The sequence below is a fragment of the Mumia sp. zg.B21 genome (assembly GCF_019550855.1).
Lineage (GTDB): Bacteria > Actinomycetota > Actinomycetes > Propionibacteriales > Nocardioidaceae > Mumia.
Map to the genome: position 1 here is coordinate 758268 of NZ_JAHWCJ010000001.1, position 25805 is coordinate 784072.

Annotated in this window: 24 protein-coding genes and 1 riboswitch; of the genes, 16 read left to right on the forward strand and 8 right to left on the reverse strand. The window is 69.7% G+C overall.

Features of this window, described 5'->3' with window-relative positions; translation table 11 throughout:
* The first annotated feature begins 57 nt into the window (after window positions 1-57).
* Complete coding sequence (locus tag KV100_RS03665) at window positions 58-990, forward strand: PAC2 family protein (RefSeq protein ID WP_220341539.1); 933 nt, start codon at window positions 58-60, stop codon at window positions 988-990.
* Window positions 991-1061: 71 nt separating this feature from the next.
* The gene (locus KV100_RS03670) at window positions 1062-1940 is read left to right on the forward strand and encodes an acyl-CoA thioesterase II (RefSeq protein WP_220341540.1); all 879 of its coding nucleotides are present in this window, start codon (window positions 1062-1064) and stop codon (window positions 1938-1940) included.
* Between the two features lie 45 nt (window positions 1941-1985).
* On the opposite strand, the gene KV100_RS20020 is transcribed toward KV100_RS03670, so the two are convergent.
* Together KV100_RS20020 and KV100_RS03680 are read right to left on the reverse strand one after the other, a co-directional pair.
* Entirely contained in the window at window positions 1986-2876 is an 891-nt protein-coding gene (locus KV100_RS20020) for a MaoC family dehydratase (protein ID WP_220341541.1), read from the reverse strand.
* A 1-nt stretch (window position 2877) separates the two neighbouring features.
* Complete coding sequence (locus KV100_RS03680; RefSeq protein ID WP_220341542.1) at window positions 2878-4221, reverse strand: 3-oxoacyl-ACP reductase; 1344 nt, start codon at window positions 4219-4221, stop codon at window positions 2878-2880.
* A 142-nt stretch (window positions 4222-4363) separates the two neighbouring features.
* On the opposite strand from KV100_RS03680, the gene KV100_RS03685 reads away from it, so the two are divergent.
* The gene (locus KV100_RS03685; protein ID WP_220341543.1) at window positions 4364-5665 is read left to right on the forward strand and encodes an acetyl-CoA C-acetyltransferase; all 1302 of its coding nucleotides are present in this window, start codon (window positions 4364-4366) and stop codon (window positions 5663-5665) included.
* A gap of 30 nt (window positions 5666-5695) precedes the next feature.
* Here the strand turns inward: KV100_RS03685 and KV100_RS03690 are convergent, their stop codons facing one another.
* A complete protein-coding gene (locus KV100_RS03690) occupies window positions 5696-6409 on the reverse strand; it encodes a TetR/AcrR family transcriptional regulator (RefSeq protein WP_220341544.1) in 714 nt (237 codons plus the stop codon).
* A 129-nt stretch (window positions 6410-6538) separates the two neighbouring features.
* Between KV100_RS03690 and KV100_RS03695 the strand changes: the two genes are divergently transcribed.
* Both KV100_RS03695 and uvrB read left to right on the forward strand, forming a co-directional pair.
* On the forward strand, window positions 6539-7180 hold the full coding sequence (locus KV100_RS03695) for a hypothetical protein (RefSeq protein ID WP_220341545.1): 642 nt from the start codon (window positions 6539-6541) through the stop codon (window positions 7178-7180).
* A gap of 9 nt (window positions 7181-7189) precedes the next feature.
* Window positions 7190-9298: an excinuclease ABC subunit UvrB gene (gene uvrB, locus KV100_RS03700; protein WP_220341546.1), complete on the forward strand. Its 2109-nt coding sequence runs from the start codon at window positions 7190-7192 to the stop codon at window positions 9296-9298.
* 36 nt (window positions 9299-9334) lie between these two features.
* Here the strand turns inward: uvrB and KV100_RS03705 are convergent, their stop codons facing one another.
* Window positions 9335-10402, reverse strand: coding sequence for a hypothetical protein (locus KV100_RS03705; RefSeq protein ID WP_220341547.1), 1068 nt, complete (start codon window positions 10400-10402; stop codon window positions 9335-9337).
* Window positions 10403-10612: 210 nt separating this feature from the next.
* On the opposite strand from KV100_RS03705, the gene KV100_RS03710 reads away from it, so the two are divergent.
* Window positions 10613-11626: a TerC family protein gene (locus KV100_RS03710; protein WP_220341548.1), complete on the forward strand. Its 1014-nt coding sequence runs from the start codon at window positions 10613-10615 to the stop codon at window positions 11624-11626.
* Between the two features lie 147 nt (window positions 11627-11773).
* Window positions 11774-11937, forward strand: a riboswitch (cyclic di-AMP (ydaO/yuaA leader).
* Complete coding sequence (locus KV100_RS19895) at window positions 11938-12399, forward strand: transglycosylase family protein (protein ID WP_220341549.1); 462 nt, start codon at window positions 11938-11940, stop codon at window positions 12397-12399.
* 31 nt (window positions 12400-12430) lie between these two features.
* On the opposite strand, the gene KV100_RS03720 is transcribed toward KV100_RS19895, so the two are convergent.
* Window positions 12431-13858, reverse strand: a complete 1428-nt coding sequence (locus KV100_RS03720) for an APC family permease (RefSeq protein ID WP_220341550.1) — start codon at window positions 13856-13858, stop codon at window positions 12431-12433.
* 190 nt (window positions 13859-14048) lie between these two features.
* On the opposite strand from KV100_RS03720, the gene KV100_RS03725 reads away from it, so the two are divergent.
* Window positions 14049-14249 (forward strand): hypothetical protein, encoded by a 201-nt coding sequence (locus KV100_RS03725; protein WP_220341551.1) that lies wholly within the window; start codon window positions 14049-14051, stop codon window positions 14247-14249.
* Window positions 14250-14259: 10 nt separating this feature from the next.
* Here KV100_RS03725 and KV100_RS03730 read toward each other — a convergent pair whose 3' ends face one another.
* Window positions 14260-15168 (reverse strand): LysR family transcriptional regulator, encoded by a 909-nt coding sequence (locus KV100_RS03730; protein WP_220341552.1) that lies wholly within the window; start codon window positions 15166-15168, stop codon window positions 14260-14262.
* Between the two features lie 137 nt (window positions 15169-15305).
* On the opposite strand from KV100_RS03730, the gene KV100_RS03735 reads away from it, so the two are divergent.
* From KV100_RS03735 to KV100_RS03745, 3 genes are all read left to right on the forward strand, one after another.
* Window positions 15306-15740, forward strand: coding sequence for a hypothetical protein (locus tag KV100_RS03735; protein WP_220341553.1), 435 nt, complete (start codon window positions 15306-15308; stop codon window positions 15738-15740).
* Between the two features lie 65 nt (window positions 15741-15805).
* Window positions 15806-15952, forward strand: a complete 147-nt coding sequence (locus KV100_RS03740) for a hypothetical protein (protein ID WP_220341554.1) — start codon at window positions 15806-15808, stop codon at window positions 15950-15952.
* Between the two features lie 61 nt (window positions 15953-16013).
* Window positions 16014-16454 carry a GNAT family N-acetyltransferase gene (locus tag KV100_RS03745; RefSeq protein WP_220341555.1) on the forward strand — a complete coding sequence of 147 codons (441 nt, stop codon included), beginning with the start codon at window positions 16014-16016 and terminating at the stop codon, window positions 16452-16454.
* Window positions 16455-16504: 50 nt separating this feature from the next.
* Here the strand turns inward: KV100_RS03745 and KV100_RS03750 are convergent, their stop codons facing one another.
* Window positions 16505-17158, reverse strand: a complete 654-nt coding sequence (locus KV100_RS03750; RefSeq protein ID WP_220341556.1) for an MBL fold metallo-hydrolase — start codon at window positions 17156-17158, stop codon at window positions 16505-16507.
* A gap of 31 nt (window positions 17159-17189) precedes the next feature.
* Window positions 17190-17888 (reverse strand): maleylpyruvate isomerase family mycothiol-dependent enzyme, encoded by a 699-nt coding sequence (locus KV100_RS03755; RefSeq protein ID WP_220341557.1) that lies wholly within the window; start codon window positions 17886-17888, stop codon window positions 17190-17192.
* A gap of 162 nt (window positions 17889-18050) precedes the next feature.
* On the opposite strand from KV100_RS03755, the gene uvrA reads away from it, so the two are divergent.
* From uvrA to yvcK, 5 genes are all read left to right on the forward strand, one after another.
* Entirely contained in the window at window positions 18051-21191 is a 3141-nt protein-coding gene (uvrA, locus tag KV100_RS03760; protein ID WP_220341558.1) for an excinuclease ABC subunit UvrA, read from the forward strand.
* A 98-nt stretch (window positions 21192-21289) separates the two neighbouring features.
* Entirely contained in the window at window positions 21290-21754 is a 465-nt protein-coding gene (locus KV100_RS03765) for a Rieske (2Fe-2S) protein (protein WP_220341559.1), read from the forward strand.
* A 48-nt stretch (window positions 21755-21802) separates the two neighbouring features.
* Window positions 21803-23791, forward strand: a complete 1989-nt coding sequence (gene uvrC / locus KV100_RS03770) for an excinuclease ABC subunit UvrC (RefSeq protein WP_220341560.1) — start codon at window positions 21803-21805, stop codon at window positions 23789-23791.
* On the forward strand, window positions 23788-24672 hold the full coding sequence (gene rapZ, locus KV100_RS03775) for an RNase adapter RapZ (protein WP_301022614.1): 885 nt from the start codon (window positions 23788-23790) through the stop codon (window positions 24670-24672). The genes uvrC and rapZ overlap by 4 nt, the downstream gene beginning before the upstream one ends.
* Before the next feature lie 59 nt (window positions 24673-24731).
* Window positions 24732-25640 carry a uridine diphosphate-N-acetylglucosamine-binding protein YvcK gene (gene yvcK, locus KV100_RS03780; RefSeq protein WP_220342487.1) on the forward strand — a complete coding sequence of 303 codons (909 nt, stop codon included), beginning with the start codon at window positions 24732-24734 and terminating at the stop codon, window positions 25638-25640.
* The last annotated feature ends 165 nt before the right edge of the window (window positions 25641-25805 follow it).

A 25805-nucleotide genomic window follows, 5' to 3' on the forward strand; every position in this document is an offset into this window, starting at 1 on the left:
CGGACCGCCCGCCCCCGGGGAATGCGGCATGCCCGGTCGACGTTGGGAGGTGTCGTGATGCGAAGGCTTTTCAGCAGGCTGCGGAGGACTCGTCCCGGCTCGGAAGCGCTCGACGGGCTGCCTGAGGGCGTCCGTCCCGCGATGCTCTACGCGTTCGACGGCTTCCTCAATGCCGGCTCGGCCCCGAGGATCGCCGTCGAGCACCTGGAGTCCCGCGACGAGGGTGAGGTGCTCCACGAGTTCGACCTCGACGACTACTTCGACTACCGCGCGCGGCGACCTCCGATGGTCTTCGACCGCGACCGCTACACCGACTACGACCGTCCGTCGCTGGAGCTGAGGCTCCACCACGACGACCACGGCGCGCCGTTCCTCGTCCTGACCGGTCCCGAGCCTGATTTCCGGTGGGAGCAGTTCGCCGAGGAGGTCCACGAGCTCATCGAGGAGTACGGCGTCGAGCTCGTCGTCGGTCTCGGGGCGATCCCGATGGGCGTTCCGCACACCCGTCCGTCGGTCATCACCAACCACGCCAGCCGGCGTGAGCTGCTCGACAGGCCTAACCTGTTCCGAGCGCAGGTCGTCGTCCCGGCGAGCATCCAGTCGGTGCTCGAGCTGCGGCTCGGCGAGTGGGGCCACGATGCGATCGGCTACGTCGCCCACGTCCCGCAGTACGTCGCCCAGGTGGAATACCCGAGCGCGTCGGTCGCGCTGCTGGAGGCCGTCATCAGCGGCACGGGTCTGACGTTCGACCTCGAGGAGCTCAGGCTGCAGCAGGCCGAGGCCGTCGCCGACATCCACAAGCAGGTGGAGGAGCAGGACGGCGGCGACGTGCTTGCCGGGCTGGAGCGCCAGTACGACCAGATGAACCGATCCGCGGTGGAGCCGCTCGTGGCCGACGAGTCCGAGCTGCCGACGGGCGACGAGATCGGTGAGCAGTTCGAGGAGTTCCTCGCGCAGCTCGACCGGCCCGAGTCGAGCTCCGGAGAGTAGTCGGTCACACCCGAGGCGTCCCCGCCTACACCGGCCTCCGACGGCCGGTGCGCCGTGAGACGATGACGTCCGTGCCAGCAACCATCGAACAGCTCGTGGACCTCCTCGACCTCGAGAGGCTCGAGGAAGACCTGTACCGCGGCACCCACCCCGCAGACAGCACGCTGACCCGGGTGTTTGGCGGACAGGTCGCTGCGCAGGCGCTGATGGCCGCGTCGCACAGCGTCCCCGAGGACCGCCCGGTCCACTCCCTCCACGTCTACTTCCTCCTCGGCGGCGACCCGAGCGTGCCGATCATCTACGACGTCGAGCGCATCCGTGACGGGGGATCGTTCTCCACCCGGCGGGTCTCCGCGCGCCAGCACGGCAAGGTCATCTTCTACATGACCGCGTCGTTCCACCGGCGCGAGGACGGCTACGAGCACCAGAACGCGATCCCGGAGGTCCCACCCGTCGAGTCGACGCCGGTGCTCTCGGAGGTGCTCGAGTTCGTCGACCCGCGGGCAGCCGAGCACTGGCGCGCCGAGTGGTCGGCGCTCGAGGTCCGCTACGTCGGCGACAACCGTGCGGCCGACGACCCGGCTCGTGGGCTCGCGCCCTCGATCCAACGGCTGTGGCTGCGTGCCGCCGGAGACCTTCCGGACGACCCGGTCCTCAACGCGTGCGTGCTGACTTACATCAGCGACCTCACGCTCCTGGGCAGCTCGTTGGTGGTCCACGGGCTGACGGTCGGGTCGCCGCGGATCCAGCCCGCCTCGCTCGACCACGCCGTGTGGTTCCACCGCCCGGTCCGTGCCGACCAGTGGATGCTGTACGACCAGGTGTCGCCGTCGGCGATCGGCGCACGAGGGTTCGCGACCGCCAACATCTTCGCCGAGGACGGCGCGCTCGTGGCGTCGGTGGCCCAGGAGGGCTTGATCCGTCCGATCGAGCCGCGTCCGCAGGCCTGACCGCCCCGGGACGGTGACTCCGCCGTCACCGTCCCTGGGACACGGTCAGCGCGGATCGATCCGGGCGACGAGATGTGTGGGAGCGGGCTTGTCCTCCCGCGCGTGCCCGGTGATGCCGAGCAGCAGGCGGTCGCCGTCGGAGGCCGAGCCGAACTGAACCGTGGCCGGGAGCAGGATCGGGCGTCGCAGCTCCGCGACCACCGTGCAGGCGTCGGGCAGCCGGTTGTCGACCGCTGCGAGGGCGCGTGCCTGGCTCCACATGCCGTGCGCGATCTGCCGGGGGAAGCCGAACGCCCGTGCGCTCAGCCGCGACAGGTGGATCGGGTTGCGGTCGCCCGACACCGCGGCGTACCGCCGTCCGAGTCCGGCGTCGAGCCTCCAGGTGGCTGAGCCGCGGGGAGCCTCCACACCCTCGAGCGGCGGGATCTCTGCCTCCGCAGCCCCGCCACCTCCACGGCGCAGGAGCGTCATCGTCTCCTCCCACACGACCTCGTCCCCGACCCGGGCGGTGCTGACGACGTCGATCAGCCGTCCCTTGGGGTGGTCGCGCAGGCCCGTCGCCCGCACGCTCACGTCGTACCGCTCCGTGACCGTGATGGGACGGTGCTGCGTGATGCTGCTGCGGAGGTGCACGAGGCCCATCGGGGCGAACGGGAAGGCGGTGTCGACCATGAGGGCCATCTGCAGCCCGAACGCTGCGAGGTGGGGGTAGGTCACCGGCAACCGGTCCCGGAGCGCGAACCCGCAGACGTCGGCGTACGCGGCCAGGTGGTCGAGGTCTGTGGTGACACCGGAGCGTTCGAGCGTCACCTCAGGGACCGAGCCCGCCGTGTGGCGTACTCCGGGGAGCCCGCCGACGAACGGGATCGCCGGCAGCGCGGCGCGGGCGTACAGCGGGAGGATCGCCGGGGCCGCCTCGAAGTGCCGGACGGTCACCTCAGGCGCCCAGCAGGCTCTGGCCGCAGACGCGGACGACGTTGCCGGAGACGGCGGCGGAGCCCGGGTTGGCGAACCACGCGATGGTCTCCGCCACGTCGACCGGCTGGCCGCCCTGCGACATCGAGTTCATCCGGCGGCCGGCCTCGCGGATCGTGAGCGGGATCGTCTTGACCATGTCGGTCTCGATGAAGCCCGGCGCGACCGCGTTGACCGAGATGCCGTCCTCGGCGACCCGGGGGGCGAGCTCGTTCACCCACCCGATCACGCCCGCCTTCGACGCGGCGTAGTTGGTCTGACCGTTGTTGCCGGCGATCCCGGCGATGGACGAGACACCGAGGACGGTGCCGCCCGAGCGGATGAGCTTCTGGTCGAGCAGCTCGGCGGTGATGCGCTGGGGGGCGTCGACGTTGATCTCGACCACCTTGTGCCAGTTCTCCGTCTTCATGTTGCGCAGCCGCTTGTCGCGAGTGATGCCGGCGTTGTGGACGACGACGTCGACGCCACCGTGGTGCTGCATGACGTAGGCGGCGATCCGCTGGGGCGCGTCCGGGGCGGTGATGTCGAGGACGATCGACTCACCTCCCAGCGCCGCCATCTCACGCTGGAGGTCGTCGGCCAGCGGCGCGACGTCGAGCCCGATCACGGTGGCTCCGTCGCGGTGCAGGGTCTGGGCCATCGCGAGGCCGAGCCCGCGGGACGCGCCGGTCACCAGGGCGACCTTGCCCGTCAGCGGCGCGAGGGGATCGAACGACGGCGCGTCGGTGACGCCCGCGGTGCCGATGCGGACGACCTGACCGCTCACGTAGGCGGACTTGGGGGAGAGGAGGAAGCCGAGCGTGGAGGCGATCGCCCCCTCCGCGCCGCGTGCGACGTACACGGTCTGGGCGGTCGACCCCTTGCCCAGCTCCTTGCCGAGCGACCGCGACACACCCTCGAGCGCGCGCTGGGCGATCGCGCGTCCGGCGGAGTCGGCGTGCTCAGGAGGCGTGCCGATCAGGACGACGCGGCCGCTGGCGCCGAGGTTGCGCAGCACCGGCGTGAGGAACTCCTGCAGGAGGTCGAGGTCGGCCGCGGACTCGAGACCCGTGGCGTCGAACACGATGCCCTTCAGCCGCTCGCCGTCGGCCACGCTGCGGGTGACCGTGACTGCGAGGGTGCCCAGCGCGTCGTCGAGCGCGGTGCCCAGGGTGCTGCCGGGAGCAGAGCCGACGAGGACGGTGCCCGACACGAGCGGATCGCCGGCGCGGTAGCGCTCGAGCCGGGGCGGGTCGGGCAGCCCCAGGTTCTTCACCAAGAACTTCCCGACCGGGGTGTGGACGAGGTCTTGGTAGCGGTCACTCATGTCGTGTGTCCTACCTCTCGAATACTCTTGGTATCTGGATCTGGTGCTCTACTGTAACCTAGAGTTACAGTCCCGACCAGGCTCGTCCAGGTTCGGTCGTACGACTGTGGCCAACGCAACGACGTCCTCCCAAGGAGATCCCATGGCACCCACCACTCAGCGCTCCGCCAGCGGTCCGCGGCGGGTCGCCGTCGTCGGCGGCAACCGGATCCCGTTCGCCCGGTCCAACTCCGTCTACGCGCACGCGTCCAACCAGGACATGCTCACCGCCGCCCTCGACGGGCTGGTGGAGCGCTACGACCTGGCGGGGGAGCGGGTGGGCGAGTTCGCCGCGGGTGCCGTGCTCAAGCACAGCCGTGACTTCAACCTCGCTCGCGAGACGGTCCTCGGCTCACGGCTCGACCCCACGACGCCGGCCTACGACGTGCAGCAGGCCTGCGACACCGGCATCCAGGCAGCGATCCAGGTGGCCAACAAGATCGCCCTCGGCAAGATCGACGTCGGCATCGCCGGCGGCTCCGACACGACCTCCGACGCGCCGATCGCGGTGGGTGAGGGCCTTCGCAAGGCGCTGCTCGAGGCCAACCGCGCCAAGGACCTCAAGGGACGCCTCGCCGCCCTGGCCAAGATCAGGCCGTCCGACATCGTGCCTGCCATCCCTCAGAACTCCGAGCCCCGCACCGGCCTCTCGATGGGCGAGAGCCAGGCGTTGACGACGCTCGAGTGGGGGATCAGCCGCGAGGAGCAGGACGCGCTCGCCGTGGAGTCGCACCACAAGCTCGCTGCGGCGTACGACCGTGGCTTCCTCGACGACCTGATGACGCCCTACCTCGGCCTCGAGCGCGACCAGAACCTCCGCCCGGACTCGTCCCTGGAGCGGCTCGCCAAGCTCAGGCCGGTGTTCGGCAAGGGTGAGTCCGCCACCATGACCGCCGCCAACTCGACCCCGCTGACCGACGGCGCCTCGACGGTGCTGCTCGCGTCGGAGGAGTACGCAGCGACGAAGGGGTGGGAGCCGTTGGCCTACCTCACCGAGTACGAGACCGCTGCCGTCGACTACGTCGACGGCAGCGAGGGGCTGCTGATGGCGCCGGCGTACGCGATGCCTCGGATGCTGGCGCGTGCCGGGCTGTCGCTGCAGGACTTCGACTACTACGAGATCCACGAGGCGTTCGCGTCGCAGGTGCTCACCACGCTCAAGGCGTGGGAGGACCCGATCTTCTGCAAGGAGCGCCTCGGGCTCGACGCTCCGCTCGGCTCGATCGACCGGAGCAAGCTCAACGTCGTGGGGTCGTCGCTCGCCGCGGGACACCCGTTCGCGGCCACCGGTGGCCGCATCGTCGCGACGCTGGCCAAGCTGCTCGCCGAGAAGGGCTCCGGGCGGGGAGTGATCTCCATCTGCGCCGCAGGCGGGCAGGGCGTGACGGCGATCCTGGAGCGCTGACCGGGCCGCGGTCGAGGCCCGTCGGCGCTCTCAGCCGACGGGCTCGTCCGCGATCGCCATCGCGTGCGCCGCACGGATGGTGTGGCGCTTGACGGCCTCCCAGCTCACACGGCGCACGGTCGGGACGCCGGGCGCTCCCTCGCTCACCAGAAGCTGGTTGCGGGCGAACTGCAGCGCGCCCAGCGACTGCGTGTAGAGCATGTTGGCGAGCATGTAGGGGTCGTCGACATGGAAGTCGCCGGACTTGTTGCCGGCCTCGAGCACCTCGGCGAGCACGCCGAGGGGGCCGAGCATGCCGCGGCCCAGCCGGATCATCGCTCCCTCCGAGACGCTCTCGAAGAGCTCCTCGCCGGACTTGCTCAGGAGGTCCAGGGCGCAGTCGACGAAGGCGGGATGCTCGTGACCACGGTCGAGGAAGGCGCTGGCGACCCGCTCGAGGCGTTCGGCGGGGATGCGGCTCTCGTCGTCGGCATCGCGCATCACCTCGGCGAGCTCGTCGAGATAGCCGACCAGGGTCAGCGCGAAGAGCTCCTCCTTGCCGGAGAAGTGTCGATAGATGATGGCGCGGTTGATCCCGACGGACTGGGCGATGTCCTCGATCTGCGCGTCGCGCAGCCCGACCGTGTCGAACAGGTGGCGCGTCGCCCGGATGATGTCGTCCTCGCGAGCGCGTCTCCGTGCGGCCGTCGCTCGCGCGCCGCGCGGCGTTCTCGGCCCAGGTGCCCCGGCGTTCTCATCTCCCACACCCGGAGTCTAGAGGGCGGCCGTGCCTTCTGGTGCGAACGGCTCCGGCGAGGCTCCGATCACGCGGTAGCGTGGTCCGCACGGCACGGATCCGTCATCCGACGTACGACGACAGCGTGAGGGAGCAGGATGCGGCGAGGTGCGGCAGTGGTCGTGGGCGCGGGTCTCGTGCTCGGGTCGTTCCTGGTGTCCGGGCCGGCGGGTGCGAGCAGCTGTGCGCCGACCCCGGTGGCCGAGCAGCTCGATCGTGCCGATGCGGTGTTCGTGGGCACGGTCACTCCGAGCGGCGCCGGCGACGATACCGTCGTCGTGGCAGTGAGTGACGTCTACAAGGGCGAGGTCCCGCGGACGACGCCCGTCGTCGTTCCCGAGGTCGGCCCGCCGCCGTCGTTCGAGGACGACCGGCAGTACGTCTTCTTCGTCGAGGCAGAGTCTGGTGCCCTCGTGTCGAGGGTCTGCGGCGGGACCCGCCCGGTCGCCGACGCCGTCCTCGACGACCTGGAGGCAGCGACGTCGGACCGGTCGGCGTACCGCCCCGCACCGGTCGCCCCGAGCCCGTCCGAGGCCGGACCGTCGGCGGTGGAGGACGGTGGGACCGCAGACGGAGCCGGTGGGGGAGCGAGCGCGACCCCAGAGGACACCTCGGAGGCCGACTCGCCGCCCCCGGTGCTCATCGGGATCGTCGTCGCGGCCGTCGTCCTGGTGGTCGTCGGAGGACCGTTCGTCGTGCGCCGTCGTGCACGCAGGGAGACTGTCGGTCCCACGACGTAGGCTCGAAGCATGCGTTCCGTGAAGGACCTCCAGCGCCAGGTCGCGCCCCTGCGCGTGGTCGCCGACTTCGAGCCCAGCGGCGACCAGCCGGAGGCGATCAAGAAGCTCGCCGAGCGCGTCGAGCGCGGGGAGACCGACACCGTGCTGCTCGGCGCCACGGGCACGGGCAAGACGGCGACGGTCGCCTGGTTGGCCGAGAAGCTGCAGCGCCCGATGCTCGTGATGCAGCCCAACAAGACCCTCGCCGCCCAGTTCGCCAACGAGCTCCGGCACTTCTTCCCCGACAACGCCATCGAATACTTCGTCTCGTACTACGACTACTACCAGCCAGAGGCGTACGTCCCGCAGACCGACACCTACATCGAGAAGGACTCCTCGATCAACGAGGAGGTCGAGCGGCTCCGGCACTCCGCCACCTGGAACCTCCTCACCCGCCGCGACGTGATCGTGGTCGCGACGGTGTCGTGCATCTACGGCCTCGGGTCCGCCGAGGAATACATGAACCGCATGATCCACCTCCAGGTCGGCTCTGAGATGGACCGCGACAAGCTCCTTCGCACCCTCGTCGTGGCTCAGTACGCCCGCAACGACCTGGCGGCGACGCGCGGCACCTTCCGCGTGCGCGGCGACACCCTCGAGATCTTCCCGGTCTACCAGGAGCTCGCCGTGCGGGTGGAGTTCTTCGGTGACGAGATCGAGCGGCTGATGACGTTGCACCCGTTGACCGGCGAGGTGCTCAGCGAGGAGCGCGAGCTCTACGTCGGTGCCGCGACGCACTACACGGTCGGGCCGGAGCGGCTCGAGACCGCCGTGCGAGGCATCGAGAACGAGCTCGAGCACCGGCTTGACGAGCTCGAGAGCCAGGGCAAGCTCCTCGAGGCGCAGCGGCTCCGGATGCGCACCACCTACGACATGGAGATGATCCGTCAGGTCGGCAGCTGTTCGGGCATCGAGAACTACTCCCTCCACATGGACGGGCGCCTGCCAGGCACGGCACCCAACTGCCTCCTCGACTACTTCCCCGAGGACTTCGTGCTCGTCGTCGACGAGTCGCACGTCACGATCCCGCAGATCGGCGGGATGTACGAGGGCGACATGTCTCGCAAGCGGACGCTGGTCGAGCACGGGTTCCGACTTCCGAGCGCGATGGACAACCGGCCGCTCAAGTGGGAGGAGTTCCTCCAGCGGATCGGCCAGACCGTCTACCTCTCGGCGACGCCGGGCCCCTACGAGATGTCCAAGGTCAAGGACCCGGACGAGATCGTGGAGCAGATCATCCGTCCGACCGGTCTGGTGGACCCGGAGGTCATCGTCAAGCCGACCAAGGGGCAGATCGACGACCTCATCGAGCTCATCCGCGGCAGGGTCGAGCGCAACGAGCGGGTGCTCGTCACGACCCTGACCAAGAAGATGGCCGAGGACCTGACCGACTACCTGCTCGAGGCCGGCATCCGCACCCGCTACCTCCACAGCGAGGTCGACACGCTGCGGCGGGTGGAGCTGCTGAGCGAGCTGCGGATGGGCGAGTACGACGTGCTCGTCGGCATCAACCTCCTGCGTGAGGGCCTCGACCTGCCCGAGGTGAGCCTGGTGGCGATCCTCGACGCCGACAAGGAGGGCTTCCTGCGCTCCGGCCGGTCGCTGATCCAGACGATCGGGCGTGCTGCCCGCAACGTCTCGGGGCAGGTCGTGATGTACGCCGACTCAGTGACGCCCTCGATGGAGCAGGCGATCGACGAGACCAACCGCCGACGTGCGATCCAGGTCGCCTACAACACCGAGCACGGCATCAACCCGACCCCGTTGCGCAAGAAGATCGGTGACATCACCGACATGCTCGCTCGCGAGGACGCGGACATCGAGCAGCTCGTCGGGTCGGGTCGGGCACAGTCGCGCGGCAAGTCACCGGTCCCGCTCGTCGGAGCGTCCGGTGACGGCACGCGCGTCGACACGTCGTCGATGGCGGCCTCCGAGCTGGCCGAGCTGATCCAAGGACTCAACTCCCAGATGCACGCAGCCGCGGAGGACCTTCAGTTCGAGGTGGCGGCACGACTGCGTGACGAGATCGGCGAGCTCAAAAAGGAGCTCCGCCAGATGCAGGCCGCCGGCGCCGGCTGATCGGAGAGGCCGGACGGCCCGCGCCACCCCGCGGGCCTACGGTCCCTCCCACGCATCCGCATCGACGGCGTACACCCACCGCATCCCGGGCCACTCGGTCACCGACCACAGCCTCCGCTGCTGCGGCCACGCGGCGATGTCCTCGCACCCCGTCGGGAGCACCTTCTTGTGCCGTCGGAACGCGCCCGGTCTGCCGACGAGCAGGTCGCCGTTGTTGCCCCGGCCCTGGCTCGTGGTCACGTACCACGTGCCGTCGATGGCGGTCGCTCCCTGCATCCTGGCGGCCTGCTCCGGATGGAGCTCGTCGGGTGTCAGTCGTCCGGTGTCAGGATCTCGAACGGGCAGGTGCGTGCGCGGGTCCAGCCGGAACCGCCAGAGCCGCTGGGTCTTTCCGACCCCGCCGTACTCACCGACGACGAGAGACGCTGGGCTGCCGTCCTCCGGGCTGCCGTGCTGGATCGACAAGAAGGAGTAGCGCAGCCGGCTGCCGTCGTCGCGGCTCCACGCCGACAGCTTCGCGAACACCGGCAGGACCAGCTCGTAACCCAGCCGCCTCGAGGGCCCGCCGCGAGCGCCGTCGGGCAGGCGGAGCAGGTCGTCGATCCGCACGACGTAGATGCCCGCGCGGGTCGCGGCCACGTACAGGTACGGGCCGTACCAGGCGATGCCGCCGGCATGGGTCGGGACGGGCCGCGCACGGACGCCCCAGGGGGTTCGTCGCGCCCTGACCAGGAGCACGTGCTGGTAGCGCAGCGTCGCGAGGTCGACGAAGGTCAGCCGGGCGCCGTTGCGTCGTGCGTGGTGGTGGGCGTACCAGCTGACGGCGACGACGTCGCGCCCTCCGGTGCCGCCGGGTGCGTCCCCGGCGGTCGCGTCCGCGGAGGTGGTGACGCCTTGGGGGTACCAGTCCTCGGTGTCGGCATCCGGGCGCTCCCAGGTGAACCCGTACGCCGCGGCCTGTCCCGGCACCTCGACCTCGCGAGCCTGGAGAGGGGCGGTGTCGAGCACCTCGGGGATGGTCGACCTCGTGCCTCGGCGCAGCAGAGCCCGCCTCGCGCCGGGGCTCGTCAGCGTGCCCACCAGGCCTACGTGTCTCACTGCCACGGCGCGAGCCTAGCGAGGTCTGCGACACGAGCACCCGGGGCGCCCTCTGGCACAATGGCGCAGGGAGGGGAGTATTCCTTTCGTCGACCCGTCGTCATCACGGCCAGCGCGCTGGCCCGGCGGGTCGAGCCGTGTCAGGTGCTCCTCGCGCCGGCCCGGCGGAAGAGACCTCCGGCCAGACAACCCATCCGACCGGAGGAACCGAACCGTATGAACGTCACACCCCTCGAGTGGTGGATCACGATCGGCGTCACCGTCGCCGTGCTCCTGTTCGACGTCGTCGTGATCGCGCGCAGGCCCCACGAGCCGTCGATGAAGGAAGCCGGGGTCGCGCTCACCATCTATGTCGGACTCGCGGTCGCGTTCGGCATCTGGGTGACGGGCTTCCACGGCGGTCAGTACGGCCTGGAGTTCTTCACCGGATGGCTCACCGAGTACAGCCTCTCGGTGGACAACCTGTTCATCTTCATCATCATCATGGCGAGCTTCAAGGTGCCCCGGGTCTATCAGCAAGAGGCGCTGATGATCGGCATCATCCTCGCCCTGATCTTCCGCGGGATCTTCATCGGTCTCGGTGCCGCGGCGATCAACAACTTCAGCTGGGTCTTCTACATCTTCGGCCTCTTCCTCGTCTACACGGCGTACGGACTGGTCAAGAGCTATCGCAACCACGACGACGAGGAGGCCGGCGACAACGCCGTCGTGCGGTTCGCCGAGCGGCACTTCAGCGTCGCCGACGAGTTCCACGGCATGAAGATGACCGTGCACATCGACGGCAAGCGGTTCCTGACGCCGATGTTCCTCGTGATCCTGGCCCTGGGCACCACCGACCTGCTGTTCGCGCTGGACTCGATCCCGGCGATCTACGGCATCACCAAGGAGCCGTACCTCGTCCTGACGGCGAACATCTTCGCGCTCATGGGCCTGCGCCAGCTCTACTTCCTGCTGGGCGGGCTGCTCCAGCGTCTGGTGTACCTGTCGCTCGGCCTGTCCGTGATCCTCGCCTTCATCGGCGTCAAGCTCGTCCTCCACGCGTTGCACACCAACGAGCTCCCGTTCATCAACAACGGCGAGCACCTCGACGTGCCGGAGATCCCGACGCTGATGAGCCTCGCGGTGATCATCGTGGTCCTGGCCCTGACCGCGGCCGCCAGCCTGTGGAAGACCCGCCACCAGCCGCAGCCCAAGCGGCCCGACGATCGCGAGGACGTCCCGCCGCGCTGATCGTCGTCCGCCCGGGGTCCGCGAGTCCGCTCTAGGTGGCTTGCGGACTGCCTGGGCTTGTTGTCCAGATTATGTGGGTTAGTCTGACTGAGGTCTTGCTCGACGCCGAATCCTGTCCGCGGGCGAGACCTACCCCGGAGGGTCGGTCAACGGGGGCCGGCGAACCACGAACATGACGGACAGGAGTGGGGAACCCAATTCCGGAGCCACGGCTCCTTGGGGTGAAGCCCGGTCGCGGACTCGTCCGTGACCGGCAGGGCACCTTCGGCCCGAACCCGACAGCTAACCCCGCAGGCGTTGTGAAGGAACACATGAACAACGCCCTTCGCGTCGCCAAGCGCGGCGTCGCCACCACGCTCGCCCTCATGGGTCTGGTCGCCGGTCTGCTGGTCTTCACCAGTACGCCCGCCAGCGCGGCCAAGGACCGGACCTGGGAGCGCCTCGCCAAGTGCGAGGCGGGAGGTCGGTGGCACATCAACACCGGAAACGGCTACCACGGTGGTCTGCAGTTCAACCCAGGAACCTGGCGGTCGTACGGCGGCAAGAAGTATGCGTCGACCGCCTACAAGGCCAAGCGCCGCGAGCAGATCGCGGTCGCGGAGAAGGTCCTCAGGCGGCAAGGGTGGGGCGCATGGCCGGCCTGCACCCGCAAGCTCGGCCTGACCAGCAAGCACAAGCGTGAGAAGTGGCAGGGCTTCGCCAAGAGCGACCGTGTCGCCAAGAAGGGCGCCATCGGACACTTCCCGCGCTGGTGGCGCAAGAAGTTCTGGTGAGCGACCCACCTCACCTCGGACCCCGTCGGGCTCAGTCGAGCTCGGCGGGGTCCTTCACGTAGGTGCGCTCGGCGTAGAACGCGCGGTTGATGATCCAGGTGATGATCCACAGCACCACTCCGAGGCCGAGCAGCAGTCCCGCAACTTCGTACTGCTCGGTGTCGCGACCCGACAGGGGCGTCACGAGATAGAGCGAGACGACGGCGGCGACCACCGGGATGACGGTCGGCGCGACGAAGTGGCGGGTGTCGACGCGGTCGCGGCGCAGCACCAGCACCGCGACGTTGACGATCGTGAAGACCGCGAGCAGGAGGAGTGCGGTGGTGCCGCCGAGGGTGGCGACGGCGTCCTCGCTCGCGTTGAACACGTAGGTGATGAGCCCCAGGGCGAGGAGGGTCGTGAAGAGGATCGCGACCCATGGCGTCTGCCGCCGGCGACCGACGTGGGCCAGCGCCGGTGGCAGCACGTGCTGCCTGGCCATGCCGTAGAGGAGCCGGCTGGCCATGAGCATGTTGATGAGCGCCGTGTTGGCGACGGCGAACATCGTGATGAACGGATAGATCTCGTCGATCGGGAGGTTGGGTGCGCCGAGCTCGACGACGGTGAGCAGTGGCGTCTCCGTCGCGGCGAGCCGGCCGATCGGGACGAGCGCAACGGCGGTGATCGAGACGAGAACGTAGATGAGTCCCGTGATCGACAACCCGGTCAGCATGATCCGCGGGAAGGTCGAGACGGGGTCTTTCGTCTCCTCCGCCATGTTGACCGAGTCCTCGAAGCCCACCATCGCGAAGAACGCCAGCGACGTCGCCGTGGTGACAGCGAGGAAGACGTTCTTGTCCTCGGGCGTGTCGAACGCGACGACGCGGGAGAAGTCGGCGTTTCCCTCGACGACCGCCCAGATGCCGACGAGGAGGACCAGCAGGAGCCCGGAGAGCTCGACCACGGTGAGGACGACGTTGGTGATGATCCCGTGGGCGACCCCACGGAGGTTGACCAGTGCGAGCGCGACCATGAACAGCAGGGCCACGATCAGGATGCCGGTGCTGTCCAGGTCGAGCCCGAAGCCCTGGTCGAGGCTGCGCGCGAAGACACGCGACGCGGTCGAGGCCGACGTGATCCCGGACGAGAGCACCGCGAACGCCACGAGGAACGTGAGGAAGTGGATCCCGAACGCCTTGTGGGTGTAGAGCGCCGCACCGGCGGCCTGGGGATACTTCGTCACGAGCTCGAGGTACGAGAACGCGGTCAGGGTCGCGATGGCGAAGGCGATGAGGAAGGGCAGCCACGCCGCGCCGCCGACCTCGGCCGCCACCTGCCCGGTGAGCGCATAGACGCCGGTGCCGAGGATGTCACCGACGATGAACAGCAGGAGGAGCCTGGGGGTGAGGAAGCGCCTGAGCTCCGTCGGCCGGCCCTCCTCTTGATCGGACGACGTGGACCCGGGCCCGGTGTCGCTCATGACACTCCTCCTCGTACGCCGGCAACGCGTGGGTTTACTGTCGTGCGCCGTGGCGTCGGCCGCAACCCCCCACGCACAGAGAGTGGTTCGAACGCGTGTTCGAACGAGGCGTATCCTGTCCGACGTGGGCGCGAACAGGCGATACGGCCAGGAGGAGCGTGCCGTCGCCCCGCCTCGTGAGGGGGGCGGAGTGAGGCACGTCTGGGTCTCGCTGAGCCGGTACGAGTCCGACGCCTACCCCGGTCTGGTGATCGAGTGGCGTCGCGAGTCGCAGGGCTGGGTTGCCCGAGTCGCGTTCGTCCCGGGCAAGGAGGGGGAGGGGACGTTGGTGGAGCAGTGGGTGTCCGCCAGCCGCCTGCGCCCCGCCGGTCCTCGACCGTCCGCCGGGTGACCGGTAGGGCTCAGCCGAGCTCCACCCGCCCCGCCGCAGCCACCAGTGCTTCCACCACGGCGGAGACGGCCAGGCCGGGCTCGCGCCGGTTCTGCCGGTGCCGGGCGATCACGCGACGCGAGCCCAGTCCCGGGAGCGCGACCACCTCGACGCCGGCGGGAAGGTCCTGGTGGAGCGCGAGCGCCGCCACCATGGCCACGCCCTCCCCGGCGGCCACCAGGGCGTACGCCGTCTCGAAGCTCGTGAACTGGTGGACCATCGTCAGCTGCCCTCCCAGCGTGCGCGCCAGGCGCTGCAGTGCTCGTGCCGCGGCCGTCTGAGGCTCGGCTCCGAGCCATCGGGCGTCCGCGAGGTCGGCGGCCTGGGTCGGCGTGGCGAACGAGGAGGGGATGACGGCGCGCCACGGCTCGTCGAGGAGGATCACGTCGTGAGTCCCGCGCGGCGCCGGTGAGACGGCCTCCTCGTCCTGCTCGACCAGCACGAGGTCGAGCTCGCCGGCCCGGAGCAGGCGGAGGGCGTCGTCCGGCTCGTGCTCCTCGACGGTGACCTCGATGCCGGGATAGGTCTCGCGGACCTGCCCGAGGGACGGGCCGACGATCGCCTGGATGGACGTCTGGAACGCCCCGAGCGCGACGCGCCCGGAGACGTCGCCGCTCAGGGTCGCGAGCGACTTGCGGGCTTCGACCAGCTCCGCCTCGATGCGTTCCGCGGTCTCGGCGAGGACGCGGCCGGCGGGGGTCAGCGTGACGCCGCGAGGACCGCGGTCCAGGACGTCTAGACCCTCCTCGGACTCGAGCCGTGCGATCTGCTGCGACACCGCCGACGGTGTGACGTTCAACTCGTCGGCGGCCGCCAGGATGCCGCCGGAGCGGTGGACGGCGAGGAGAACCGCGAGACGGCGGGGATCGATGGAGGCCATTTAGCAATACTAAACGGCTCATCAAGGATAGGTCGATTGTGCTTAACCCTTGCGCGACGCACACTGAGGGGGTCGCCGCAGTGAGACATCCGGTCGCCGACATCCCCTCATCCACGCACGATCTCTCGGAGCCGCACATGTTCTCCCTCGCCGACTTTGTCACCGCCCTCGGGTGGTTCGGCGCAGTCGCGGGCGCTGCCGCGTACCTTCTCGTCAGCCGCGGTCGCTGGAGCGCCGCCTCGGCGCGCTACCAGTCCGCCAACCTCCTCGGCGCCGGCCTGATGGGGGCGGTCGCGGCGTTCAACGGGATCTGGCCCTCCGCCGCGGCGAACCTCATCTGGGTCGTGATCGGCGGTCAGGCCCTGTGGGTGATCTTCACGAAGAAGCAGGCGACGCAGCAGCCTGCCGCCACCGCGGAGGTCAGCCCTGTCGCGGCTCCGGTCGTCACCGCCGCACCCGCGTACGAGCAGCACGTCCTCGACGAGGTCTGGGACGAGCGCGACCCGACGCTGCAGATGAGCGTCGACGAGCTGACGGTCCTCACCTCGCGGCGCATGCCCGTCGCCGCCTGACCGCTCACCAGCCGCGGCCGCGCCAGTGCAGCCAGCGATGCGACGACGACACCGACTCCTTCTCCGTGGACCACTACCCGCACCCGCTGTCCCAGTACCCGCAGTACGCGGAAGACCCCGGCAACCTGGCCCCCGCCCACCTGCATCGCAACCAGTCGGCAGGCATCAAGAACCCCGCCCCCGACATGGGCGACCCGTCCGAGAACTGGTGAGGTCGAACGCCCTCATCTGCCGATGCCTGAATGTGTCCAGGTGTGCCGATACGGTCGCGCCATGCGCGACGAACGGATAGTGATCGGCAACGCCGACGCGGCACTTGACCAGCGGCTCAACGACGAACTGACCCGGTTCAACGTTGCCGCGACCCCTGGCGTTACTCCGCCTGAGGAACTCACCGTCAAAGCGGAGCACGAAGGTGAGTTGATCGCCGGAGTCTCGGGTTGGACTTGGGGACAGGCGGCTGGCATCGGGATGACCTGGGTTCGCGAGGACCGGCGTGGAACCGGTCTCGGCGCCACGCTGATGGCAGCGTTCGAGAGTCAGGCTGCGGATAAGGGCTGCACGCACGTGTTCGTCACCTCCTTCACGTTCCAAGCACCTGCGTTCTACAAGGGCCTGGGGTACGAGGAAATCTTTCGCTGGGAATGGGTCCCGACATTGGGCCGAGATGACGTGCACATGCGAAAGCAATTGAGACGCCCCCCGTCGTTGTGACGGGCTGCGAGACCAGGCCCCCATGACGTCCCAGGACGGGTCTGGGCCGTCTACCAGCCGCGTTCGCGCCACTGGGCCAGGTGTGGCCGCTCGGCTCCGAGTGTCGAGTCGTCGCCGTGCCCGGGGTAGAACCACGTCTCGTCCGGCAGCTGGTCGAACACCTTGTGCTCGACGTCGCCGAGGAGCGTCACGAAGTCGTCGTGCGAGCCCGTCTTGCCGACCCCGCCCGGGAAGAGCGAGTCGCCGGTGAACAGGTGCGGCATCCCGTCGGGATCGTCGAACAGCAGGGCGATCGAGCCCGGAGTGTGCCCCACGAGGTGGATGACCTGGAGCCGTGACCGTCCGACGGGGATCTCCTCCCCGTCGGTGACGACGACGTCGACGGGGACGCCGATCTCCTCGGCGTCGTCGGCACCGGCGACGGTCCTGGCACCGGTCGCCGCCACGACCGCGGCCAGTGCCTGCCAGTGGTCGCCGTGCCGGTGCGTGGTCACGACCGTGGACAGCCCGGCCTCGCCCACGACCTCGAGCAGCGTGTCGGCGTCGTTCGCCGCATCCACGAGCAGCTGCTCGTCGGTGTGACGGCAGCGCAGGACGTACGCGTTGTTGCTCATCGGGCCGACGGCGACCTTGGTGATGATGAGGTCGGCGAGCTCGCGGACGTGCGGCGTCCCGCCGACGGTGACCTTGCCGGTGTACGTCATCGTTCCTCCACGGTGCGGGTACGGCGCCGGCTCAACGCCACGGTCCGAGCTCGGGCAGGTCGCCGGCGGTGGTCAGGGACGGACCGACGATCCCACGGGTCACCCACGCGAGGAGGTCGGACTGCGTGCCCGACACCGTACGCCCACCGCCGTCGCCGACCCCGAAGCCGGAGTCGGTCGACCGCAGGGCGAGCAGCTCCCCAGCGCGGTCGCTCAGGCCGCGGGTGGCGTCGTGCAGCGCGAGGGAGACCCACCCTTGCGGCCACTTCTCGGGCGTGTAGCCGAGGTCGAGGTCGTAGTGGTGGACGATCACCTCACCCGCCCGGAGCATGGGCACCCACGACCCGGGGACCTCCTTGCCGCCTCGCGCGACGACCGTGCGGCCCCACGCCTCCTCCGGGAGCTGCCGCGCCGTGGTGATCCATCTCACCGACGCCTCCGTGAGGTCGTCCAGGAGCGCGTCGGCGTCGCGGTGGGCGCCGGCCTCGATGTCGGCGTCACGAGCGGCGGGGGAGGCGTACATGGGCGTCTCCTCCCCGGTCCGTGCCCACGTGAGCAGGTTGACGAGCGCGTCGGCGTTGCGGGCCAGGTGGGTGACGACGTGGCCGCGGGTCCATCCGGGGAGGAGGCTGGGCGCCCGCATGTCGGCGTCCTCGAGTGCGCCGAGCGCGAGCAGGAGGTCTCGCGTGCGGGAGTCCACCAGGTCCATCACGTCGTGGGGGGTCGCCATGGGATCACCATGCCAGGCCTGGACGGTGACTGGTCAGCCGATTCCGTCAAGCATTCCTGTCAGGACCCGCCGGTACGATTGCAAGCGTGGGTCGAGTGCTGCCCGGGCGCTGGTCCGCGCCCTTTCTCCTCGACTCGCGCGACCTCCAGGAAGGCTGATCAGGTGGCAGATCGACTGCTCATTCGCGGTGCCCGCGAGCACAACCTCAAGGATGTCTCCCTCGACCTCCCGCGGGACGCGATGATCGTCTTCACCGGCCTGTCCGGCTCCGGCAAGTCATCGCTGGCGTTCGACACGATCTTCGCCGAGGGCCAGCGCCGCTACGTCGAGAGCCTCTCCGCGTACGCGCGTCAGTTCCTCGGCCAGATGGACAAGCCCGACGTGGACTTCATCGAGGGCCTGTCGCCGGCGGTCTCCATCGACCAGAAGTCCACCTCGCGCAACCCGCGGTCCACCGTCGGCACGATCACCGAGGTGTACGACTACCTCCGTCTGCTGTACGCGCGGATCGGGCACCCGCACTGCCCCGTGTGCGGCGAGGCGATCACCAAGCAGACCCCGCAGCAGATCGTCGACCGCATCATGGCGCTCGAGGAGGGCACCCGCTTCCAGGTGCTGGCTCCGGTCATCAGGGGCCGCAAGGGCGAATACCTCGACCTGTTCCGCCAGCTTCAGTCGCAGGGCTACAGCCGCGTGCGCGTCGACGGCGAGGTCCGTAGCCTCGCCGACGACCCGCCGGCCCTCGCCAAGCAGAAGAAGCACCACATCGAGGTCGTCGTCGACCGCCTCGTCGTCAAGCCGACCTCGCAGCAGCGCATCACCGACTCCGTCGAGACCGCGCTCAACCTCGCCGACGGCCTCCTCCTGCTCGACTTCGTCGACCTGCCCGACGACGATCCGGGCCGCGTGCGCCGCTTCTCCGAAAAGCTGGCCTGCCCCAACGAGCACCCCCTCGCCGTCGATGAGCTCGAGCCGCGCTCTTTCTCCTTCAACGCCCCGTTCGGCGCGTGCCCCGAGTGCTCCGGCCTCGGCACCCGGATGGAGGTCGATCCTGAGCTGGTCGTCCCGGACCCCTCGCTGTCGCTCGACGACGGGGCCATCGCTCCGTGGTCGGCCGCGCACGTCGCCGACTACTTCGGCCGTCTGATCGACGCGTTGGCCGAGGAGCTCGACTTCACGACCTCCACTCCCTTCGAGGAGCTGCCGGCAGAAGCCCGCAAGGCGCTGCTCGAGGGACACCCGACGCAGGTCCACGTCCACTACCGCAACCGGTACGGGCGCGAGCGCTCGTACTGGAGCTCCTTCGAGGGTGTCATCCCGTACGTCGTGCGTCGGCACGCCGAGGCCGAGTCCGACACCACGCGGGAGCGCTTCGAGGACTACATGCGCGAGGTGCCCTGTCCGACCTGCGGTGGCACGCGGCTCAAGCCTGTGATCCTGGGGGTCACCGTTGCCTCGGCCACACAGGGCGAGAAGAACATCGCCGAGGTGTCCGCGCTGTCGATCGAGGAGGCCGCCCGATATCTCAGCGACCTCGAGATGTCCGAGCGTGAGAGCCAGATCGGCCAGCACGTCCTCAAGGAGATCCACGAGCGCCTGCGGTTCCTGCTCGACGTCGGCCTCGACTACCTGAGCCTGGACCGCGCGGCGGGGTCGCTGTCGGGCGGCGAGGCGCAGCGCATCCGTCTGGCGACCCAGATCGGCGCCGGTCTGGTCGGCGTCCTGTACGTCCTGGACGAGCCGTCGATCGGCCTTCACCAGCGTGACAACCACCGCCTCATCGAGACGCTGGTGCGCCTGCGAGACCTCGGCAACACGCTGATCGTGGTCGAGCATGACGAGGACACGATCCGGGCGTCCGACTGGGCCGTCGACATCGGTCCCGGTGCGGGGGAGCACGGTGGGCAGGTGATCGTCTCCGGCCCTGTCGAGGAGCTGTACGCGTCGGAGGAGTCGATCACCGGTGCCTACCTCTCCGGTCGTCGTGAGATCTCCGTACCGGCCGAGCGCCGCCCGCGACGCGAGGGTCACGAGCTCGTGGTGCGAGGCGCGCGCGAGCACAACCTCAAGGGCATCGACGTCACGTTCCCGCTCGGGCAGCTCGTCGCCGTGACGGGCGTGTCCGGCTCGGGCAAGTCGACGCTGGTCAACGACATCCTCTACACATCTCTCGCCCGGACGATCCACAACGCGCGCACCCTTCCAGGACGCCACAAGGACATCACCGGCGTCGAGCAGGTCGACAAGATCATCCACGTCGACCAGTCGCCGATCGGCCGGACGCCGCGATCCAACCCGGCGACCTACACGGGCGTCTGGGACCACGTGCGCAAGCTCTTCGCCGCGACGCCCGAGGCGAAGGTGAGGGGCTACCAGCAGGGACGCTTCTCGTTCAACGTCAAGGGCGGCCGGTGCGAGGCGTGTTCGGGTGACGGCACGATCAAGATCGAGATGAACTTCCTGCCCGACGTCTACGTGCCGTGCGAGGTCTGTCACGGGGCGCGCTACAACCGCGAGACGCTCGAGGTGCACTACAAGGGCAAGACGGTCGCCGAGGTCCTCGACATGCCGATCGAGGAGGCCAAGGAGTTCTTCCAGGCGATCCCGGCGATCGCACGCCACCTCAACACGCTGGTGGACGTGGGCCTCGGCTACGTCCGCCTCGGTCAGCCCGCGCCGACGCTGTCCGGTGGCGAGGCGCAGCGCGTCAAGCTCGCCGCCGAGCTCCAGAAGCGCCAGACCGGCCGCACGCTGTACGTCTTGGACGAGCCGACCACCGGTCTGCACTTCGAGGACATTCGCAAGCTGCTCGGCGTCCTGGGCCGGCTCGTCGACCAGGGCAACTCCGTGATCGTCATCGAGCACAACCTCGACGTCATCAAGACGGCCGACTGGTTGATCGACATGGGTCCCGACGGTGGCAACCGAGGAGGGACGCTGGTCGCGGAGGGCACGCCGGAGGACATCGCCGCGCACCCGGACAGCTACACCGGCCACTTCCTCAAGCCGCTCCTCGAGGGCCGTGAGGCGAAGCAGCCGTCCCTCCAGCCGGCGCTCGACGTGACGCCCGGCCGGATCCGTATGGGATCGGGCCGGACCGCGTCCGCGAAGGCGTCGGCCGCCGAGAAGCGTGCGGCGGCGCGCGCCGCCGCGCTGGAGACCGCCGCCGAGGGGGCCCCGACCACGAAGTCAGCGGCCAAGAAGTCGACAGTGAAGAAGCCCGCGGCGAAGAAGCCCGCGGCGAAGAAGACGGTCGCCAAGAAGGCCGCAGCCAAGAAGACGGCGGCCAAGAAGACCTCCTGACGGTTCGCCGTACGCCCATGCAGCAGCGGGCACCATCGACGGGGGCGGACCGTTGAACGTTCTACCGACACGACGACGTCCGACGAAGGGACCGACCGATGAGCGAGGGCACGATGAAGCGACGCACCGTGATCCAGGGAGTGGGCGTCCTGGGAGGTGTCGCCGTGACTGGTGGTCTTCTGGCCGCGTGCGGGGGCGAGGACGCGCCGTCCGGCTCCAGCACGACCAGCGCTCCGCCCGCCGGTGGCGCGACGACCGGTGGCGGCTCTGCGGGTGGCACCGAGCTCGGCGCGACCAGCGAGGTCCCGGTGGGCAGCGCACGCTTCTTCGAGGGCGAGAACGTCCTTGTCACGCAGCCGACCGAGGGCGAGTTCAAGGCCTTCTCCTCCGTCTGCACACACCAGGGCTGCGCGGTGAGCAAGATCGACGACGACCTGATGGTGTGCCCGTGCCACGGGAGCGAGTTCTCGATCGAGGACGGATCGGTGGAGCGGGGCCCCGCGAAGAAGCCGCTCGAGGCCCGCGAGGTCCGCGTCGAGGGTGACACGCTCTTCCTCGCCTGACCTCCCGGCCCCGCGGCCGGTGTCGGCGCCGCCTCGTACGCTTTGTCTGTGGCCGATCCAGCGACGTACCGTCCCGCACCGGGATCCATCCCCGATGCGCCGGGCGTCTACCGGTTCCGCGACGACAACCGGCAGGTCGTCTACGTCGGCAAGGCCAAGTCGCTGCGGTCGAGGCTCTCCTCCTACTTCCAGGACATCGCTCACCTCCACCCGCGCACCCAGCAGATGGTGACGACCGCGTCGAGCGTCGAGTGGACGGTCGTCTCCAACGAGGTGGAGGCACTCCAGCTCGAATACACGTGGATCAAGGAGTACGACCCGCGGTTCAACGTCAAATACCGCGACGACAAGTCCTATCCGTGGTTGGCCGTGACGCTCGACGAGGAGTTCCCCCGGGTGATGGTCGGGCGGGGTGCCAAGCGCAAGGGCGTGCGCTACTTCGGCCCCTACAGCCACGCGTGGGCGATCCGCGAGACCGTCGACCTGCTCCTGCGGGTCTTCCCGATGCGCTCGTGCACCAACGGCGTCTTCAAGCGGTCCGAGCAGATCGGACGGCCCTGCCTCCTGGGCTACATCGGCAAGTGCTCGGCGCCGTGCGTCGGTCGGGTCAGCCCCGAGGAGCACCGCGAGATCGTCGACGACTTCTGCTCGTTCCTGGCCGGCAACACGACGACCTACATCAAGCGGCTCGAGCGAGACATGCGGGCAGCCGCCGGTGAGCAGGAGTACGAGCGGGCGGCCCGGCTGCGCGACGACATCAACGCGCTGCGCAAGGCGCTCGACAAGAACGCCGTCGTGCTCGGTGACGGGACCGACGCCGACGTGATCGCCCTCGCCGACGACCCGCTCGAGGTCGGGGTGCAGATCTTCTCCGTCCGCGGCGGGCGGGTCCGCGGCCAGCGTGGCTGGGTGGCGGACAAGACCGACGACGCGGGAACGGGAGAGATGGTCGAGCGGGCGATGATGAAGCTGTACGACGGCGAGCAGGCCGAGGCGATCCCGCGCGAGGTCCTCGTCCCGACACTGCCCGAGGACGCCGCCGCGGTCGCGGACTGGCTGACGCAGCAGCGGGGGAGCAGGGTCGCGATCCGCGTCCCCCAGCGCGGTGACAAGCGCGCCCTGATGGAGACCGTCGAGCGCAACGCCAGACAGGCGCTCATCCTCCACAAGACCAAGCGGGCGAGCGACCTGACGACCCGTACGCGCGCCCTCGAGGAGCTGCAGGTCGCCCTCGCGCTGCCAGAGGCACCGCTGCGGATCGAGTGCTACGACATCTCCAACCTCCAAGGCACCGAGGTCGTCGCGTCGATGGTCGTGTTCGAGGACGGTCTGCCTCGCAAGAGCGAATACCGGCGCTTCGTCATCCGCGGCGTGGAGGGGCAGAACGACGTGGCGTCGATGCACGAGACGATCACCCGGCGGTTCCGGCGATACCTCGACGAGCGTGCTGCCCTCGCCGCACCGGAGCTCGGGGGCGACGACGAGGCCGAGGGGCCGGCGCTGGTCGACCCCGACACCGGCAAGCCGCGCAAGTTCGCCTACGCGCCCGGACTCGTCGTCGTCGACGGCGGCCCTCCGCAGGTCGCAGCGGCCTACGACGCGATGCGGCAGCTGGGGGTCGACGACATCCCGCTGTGCGGACTGGCCAAGCGGCTCGAGGAGGTGTGGCTCCCCGAGCAGGAGGACCCCGTCATCCTGCCTCGCACCAGCGAGGGCCTCTATCTCCTCCAGCGCGTTCGCGACGAGGCGCACCGGTTCGCCATCACCCACCACCGCGGGCGGCGGTCCCGCACCATGGTGGAGAGTGCTCTCGACGACGTGCCAGGACTCGGCGAGGTCCGCCGCAAGGCTCTGCTTCGTCGGTTCGGCTCACTCAAGAAGCTGCGCGCTGCCACGGTCGAGGAGGTCGCGGCGGTGCCCGGTTTCGGGCCGCGTACGGCGACCGCTGTCGTCGAAGCACTCGCCGGGGACCGGACCACGCCGACGGCCCCCGCGATCAACATGACCACCGGCGAGATCATCGAGGAGGGGTCGTGAGCGTCGAGGCAACTAGTACGTCCGGGGTGGAGGAGCTCGTCCTCGTGACGGGCATGACCGGGGCCGGCCGGAGCACGGTGGCCAAGGTGCTGGAGGACCTCGGCTACTTCGTGGTCGACAACCTGCCGCCCCAGCTGCTCGGCGACGCCGTCGCCCTGTTCGGTCAGAGCCACGCCGCGACCCGTCTCGGCGTGGTCGTCGACGCCCGGTCGCGGCAGTTCTTCTCCGCTCTCGAGGGAGCGCTCGAGAGCGTCCGCAAAGAAGGGCTGCGCTCGACCGTGATCTTCGTGGAGGCCGCGGACGAGGTGCTGGTCCGTCGTCAGGAGGCTGCGCGGCGTCCGCACCCGCTCCGGACCGAGGGGCGGCTCCTGGACGGCTTCCGTGTCGAGCGCGAGCTGCTGCGCGACCTGCGCTCCAAGGCCGACCTCGTGGTGGACACGTCGCGTCTCAACGTCCACCAGCTGTCTGCCCGTGTCTCCGCGGCCTTCGAAGACCCCGACCTGCACCCGCTGCGGGCGACCGTCGTCTCGTTCGGCTTCAAGTACGGCATCCCCGTCGACGCCGACATGGTCGCCGACATGCGCTTCCTCCCCAACCCTTACTGGGTCGACTCCCTGCGGCCGATGAGTGGGCTCGATCCCGAGGTCAGCGAGTACGTCCTCGGACAGCCCGACGCCCTCCCGTTCCTCGACCAGTACGAGGCTCTCCTCGCCACCCTCACCAACGGCTTCGTCCGCGAGAACAAGCGGTTCCTCTCGATCGCGATCGGGTGCACGGGTGGGCGCCACCGCAGCGTCGCGATGTCGGAGGCGCTCGGCGAGCGGTTGCGCGCGCACGACGTCCGTACCCTCGTCGTCCACCGTGACCTGGGGCGCGAGTGAGCGCGCCGCATCGCGGGGGTCTGGGCGTCTCGCCCCTGACGCAGCGCAAAGTGGTCGCGATGGGCGGCGGGCACGGGCTCGCCGCCAGCCTGTCGGCGCTGCGCTACCTCCCGGGCGAGATCACGGCGGTCGTCACGGTCGCCGACAACGGTGGCAGCTCGGGCCGGTTGCGCACCGAGCTGGGCGTCCTGCCGCCCGGTGACCTCCGCAAGGCGCTGGCGGCGCTGTGCGGTGAGGACGAGTGGGGTCAGACGTGGGCCCAGGTCCTCCAGTACCGCTTCGACTCCGGCGGAGAGCTCAGCGGCCACGCGCTGGGCAACCTCCTCATCGTGAGCCTGTGGGACCTGCTCGGCGACCACGTCGCCGGGCTCGACTGGATCGGACGGCTCCTCGGGTCGCGCGGCCGCGTCCTGCCGATGAGCTCGATCCCTCTGGACATCGAGGCGACCGTCCGGCAGGGCGACGGCGGGCTCACGGTCGTCCGAGGGCAGGCGGAGGTCGCGACGGCGCCCGGTGACGTGGTGAGCGTCCGGCTGGAGCCGGTGGACCCACCGGCGTCGCCGCCGGCACCTGTCGCCGTCCGTGAGGCCGACTGGGTCGTCGTCGGTCCCGGATCGTGGTTCACGAGCGTGATCCCCAACCTGCTGGTGCCCGAGCTGTCTCGCGCCCTCCACGAGACGTCCGCACAGCGGATGCTCGTCCTCAACCTCGAGGCGCAACCGGGGGAGACCGAGGGCTTCTCGCCCGAGCGCCACCTCGAGGTGATCGCCGAGCACGCGCCTCGTCTGGGAGTCGACGTCGTGCTCGCCGACCGCGACGCGGTGGCGGACGAGCCCAGCCTCCGTGCCGCGGCCGACGACCTCGGTGCGGAGCTGGTCCTCGACCGGCTGGCGCGTGACGACGGGTCGGCGCGCCACGACCCGCTGCGTCTCGCGGCGGCGTACGACCGCATCATGCGGGTCACCTAGTGACAGTTCTCAGCAGCACGTCGCGCGGGGCGTGGACCATCGGCCGGGAGGCTCCGCGACGAGCGCCCGAACCCCCCTCCAGGTGGGCACGAACGCCCAGCGGCGCGCGTACAGTGGCGCAGGAGGATCCACGTCTGGGCCGGCGAGGACAATCAAGAGGAGTAC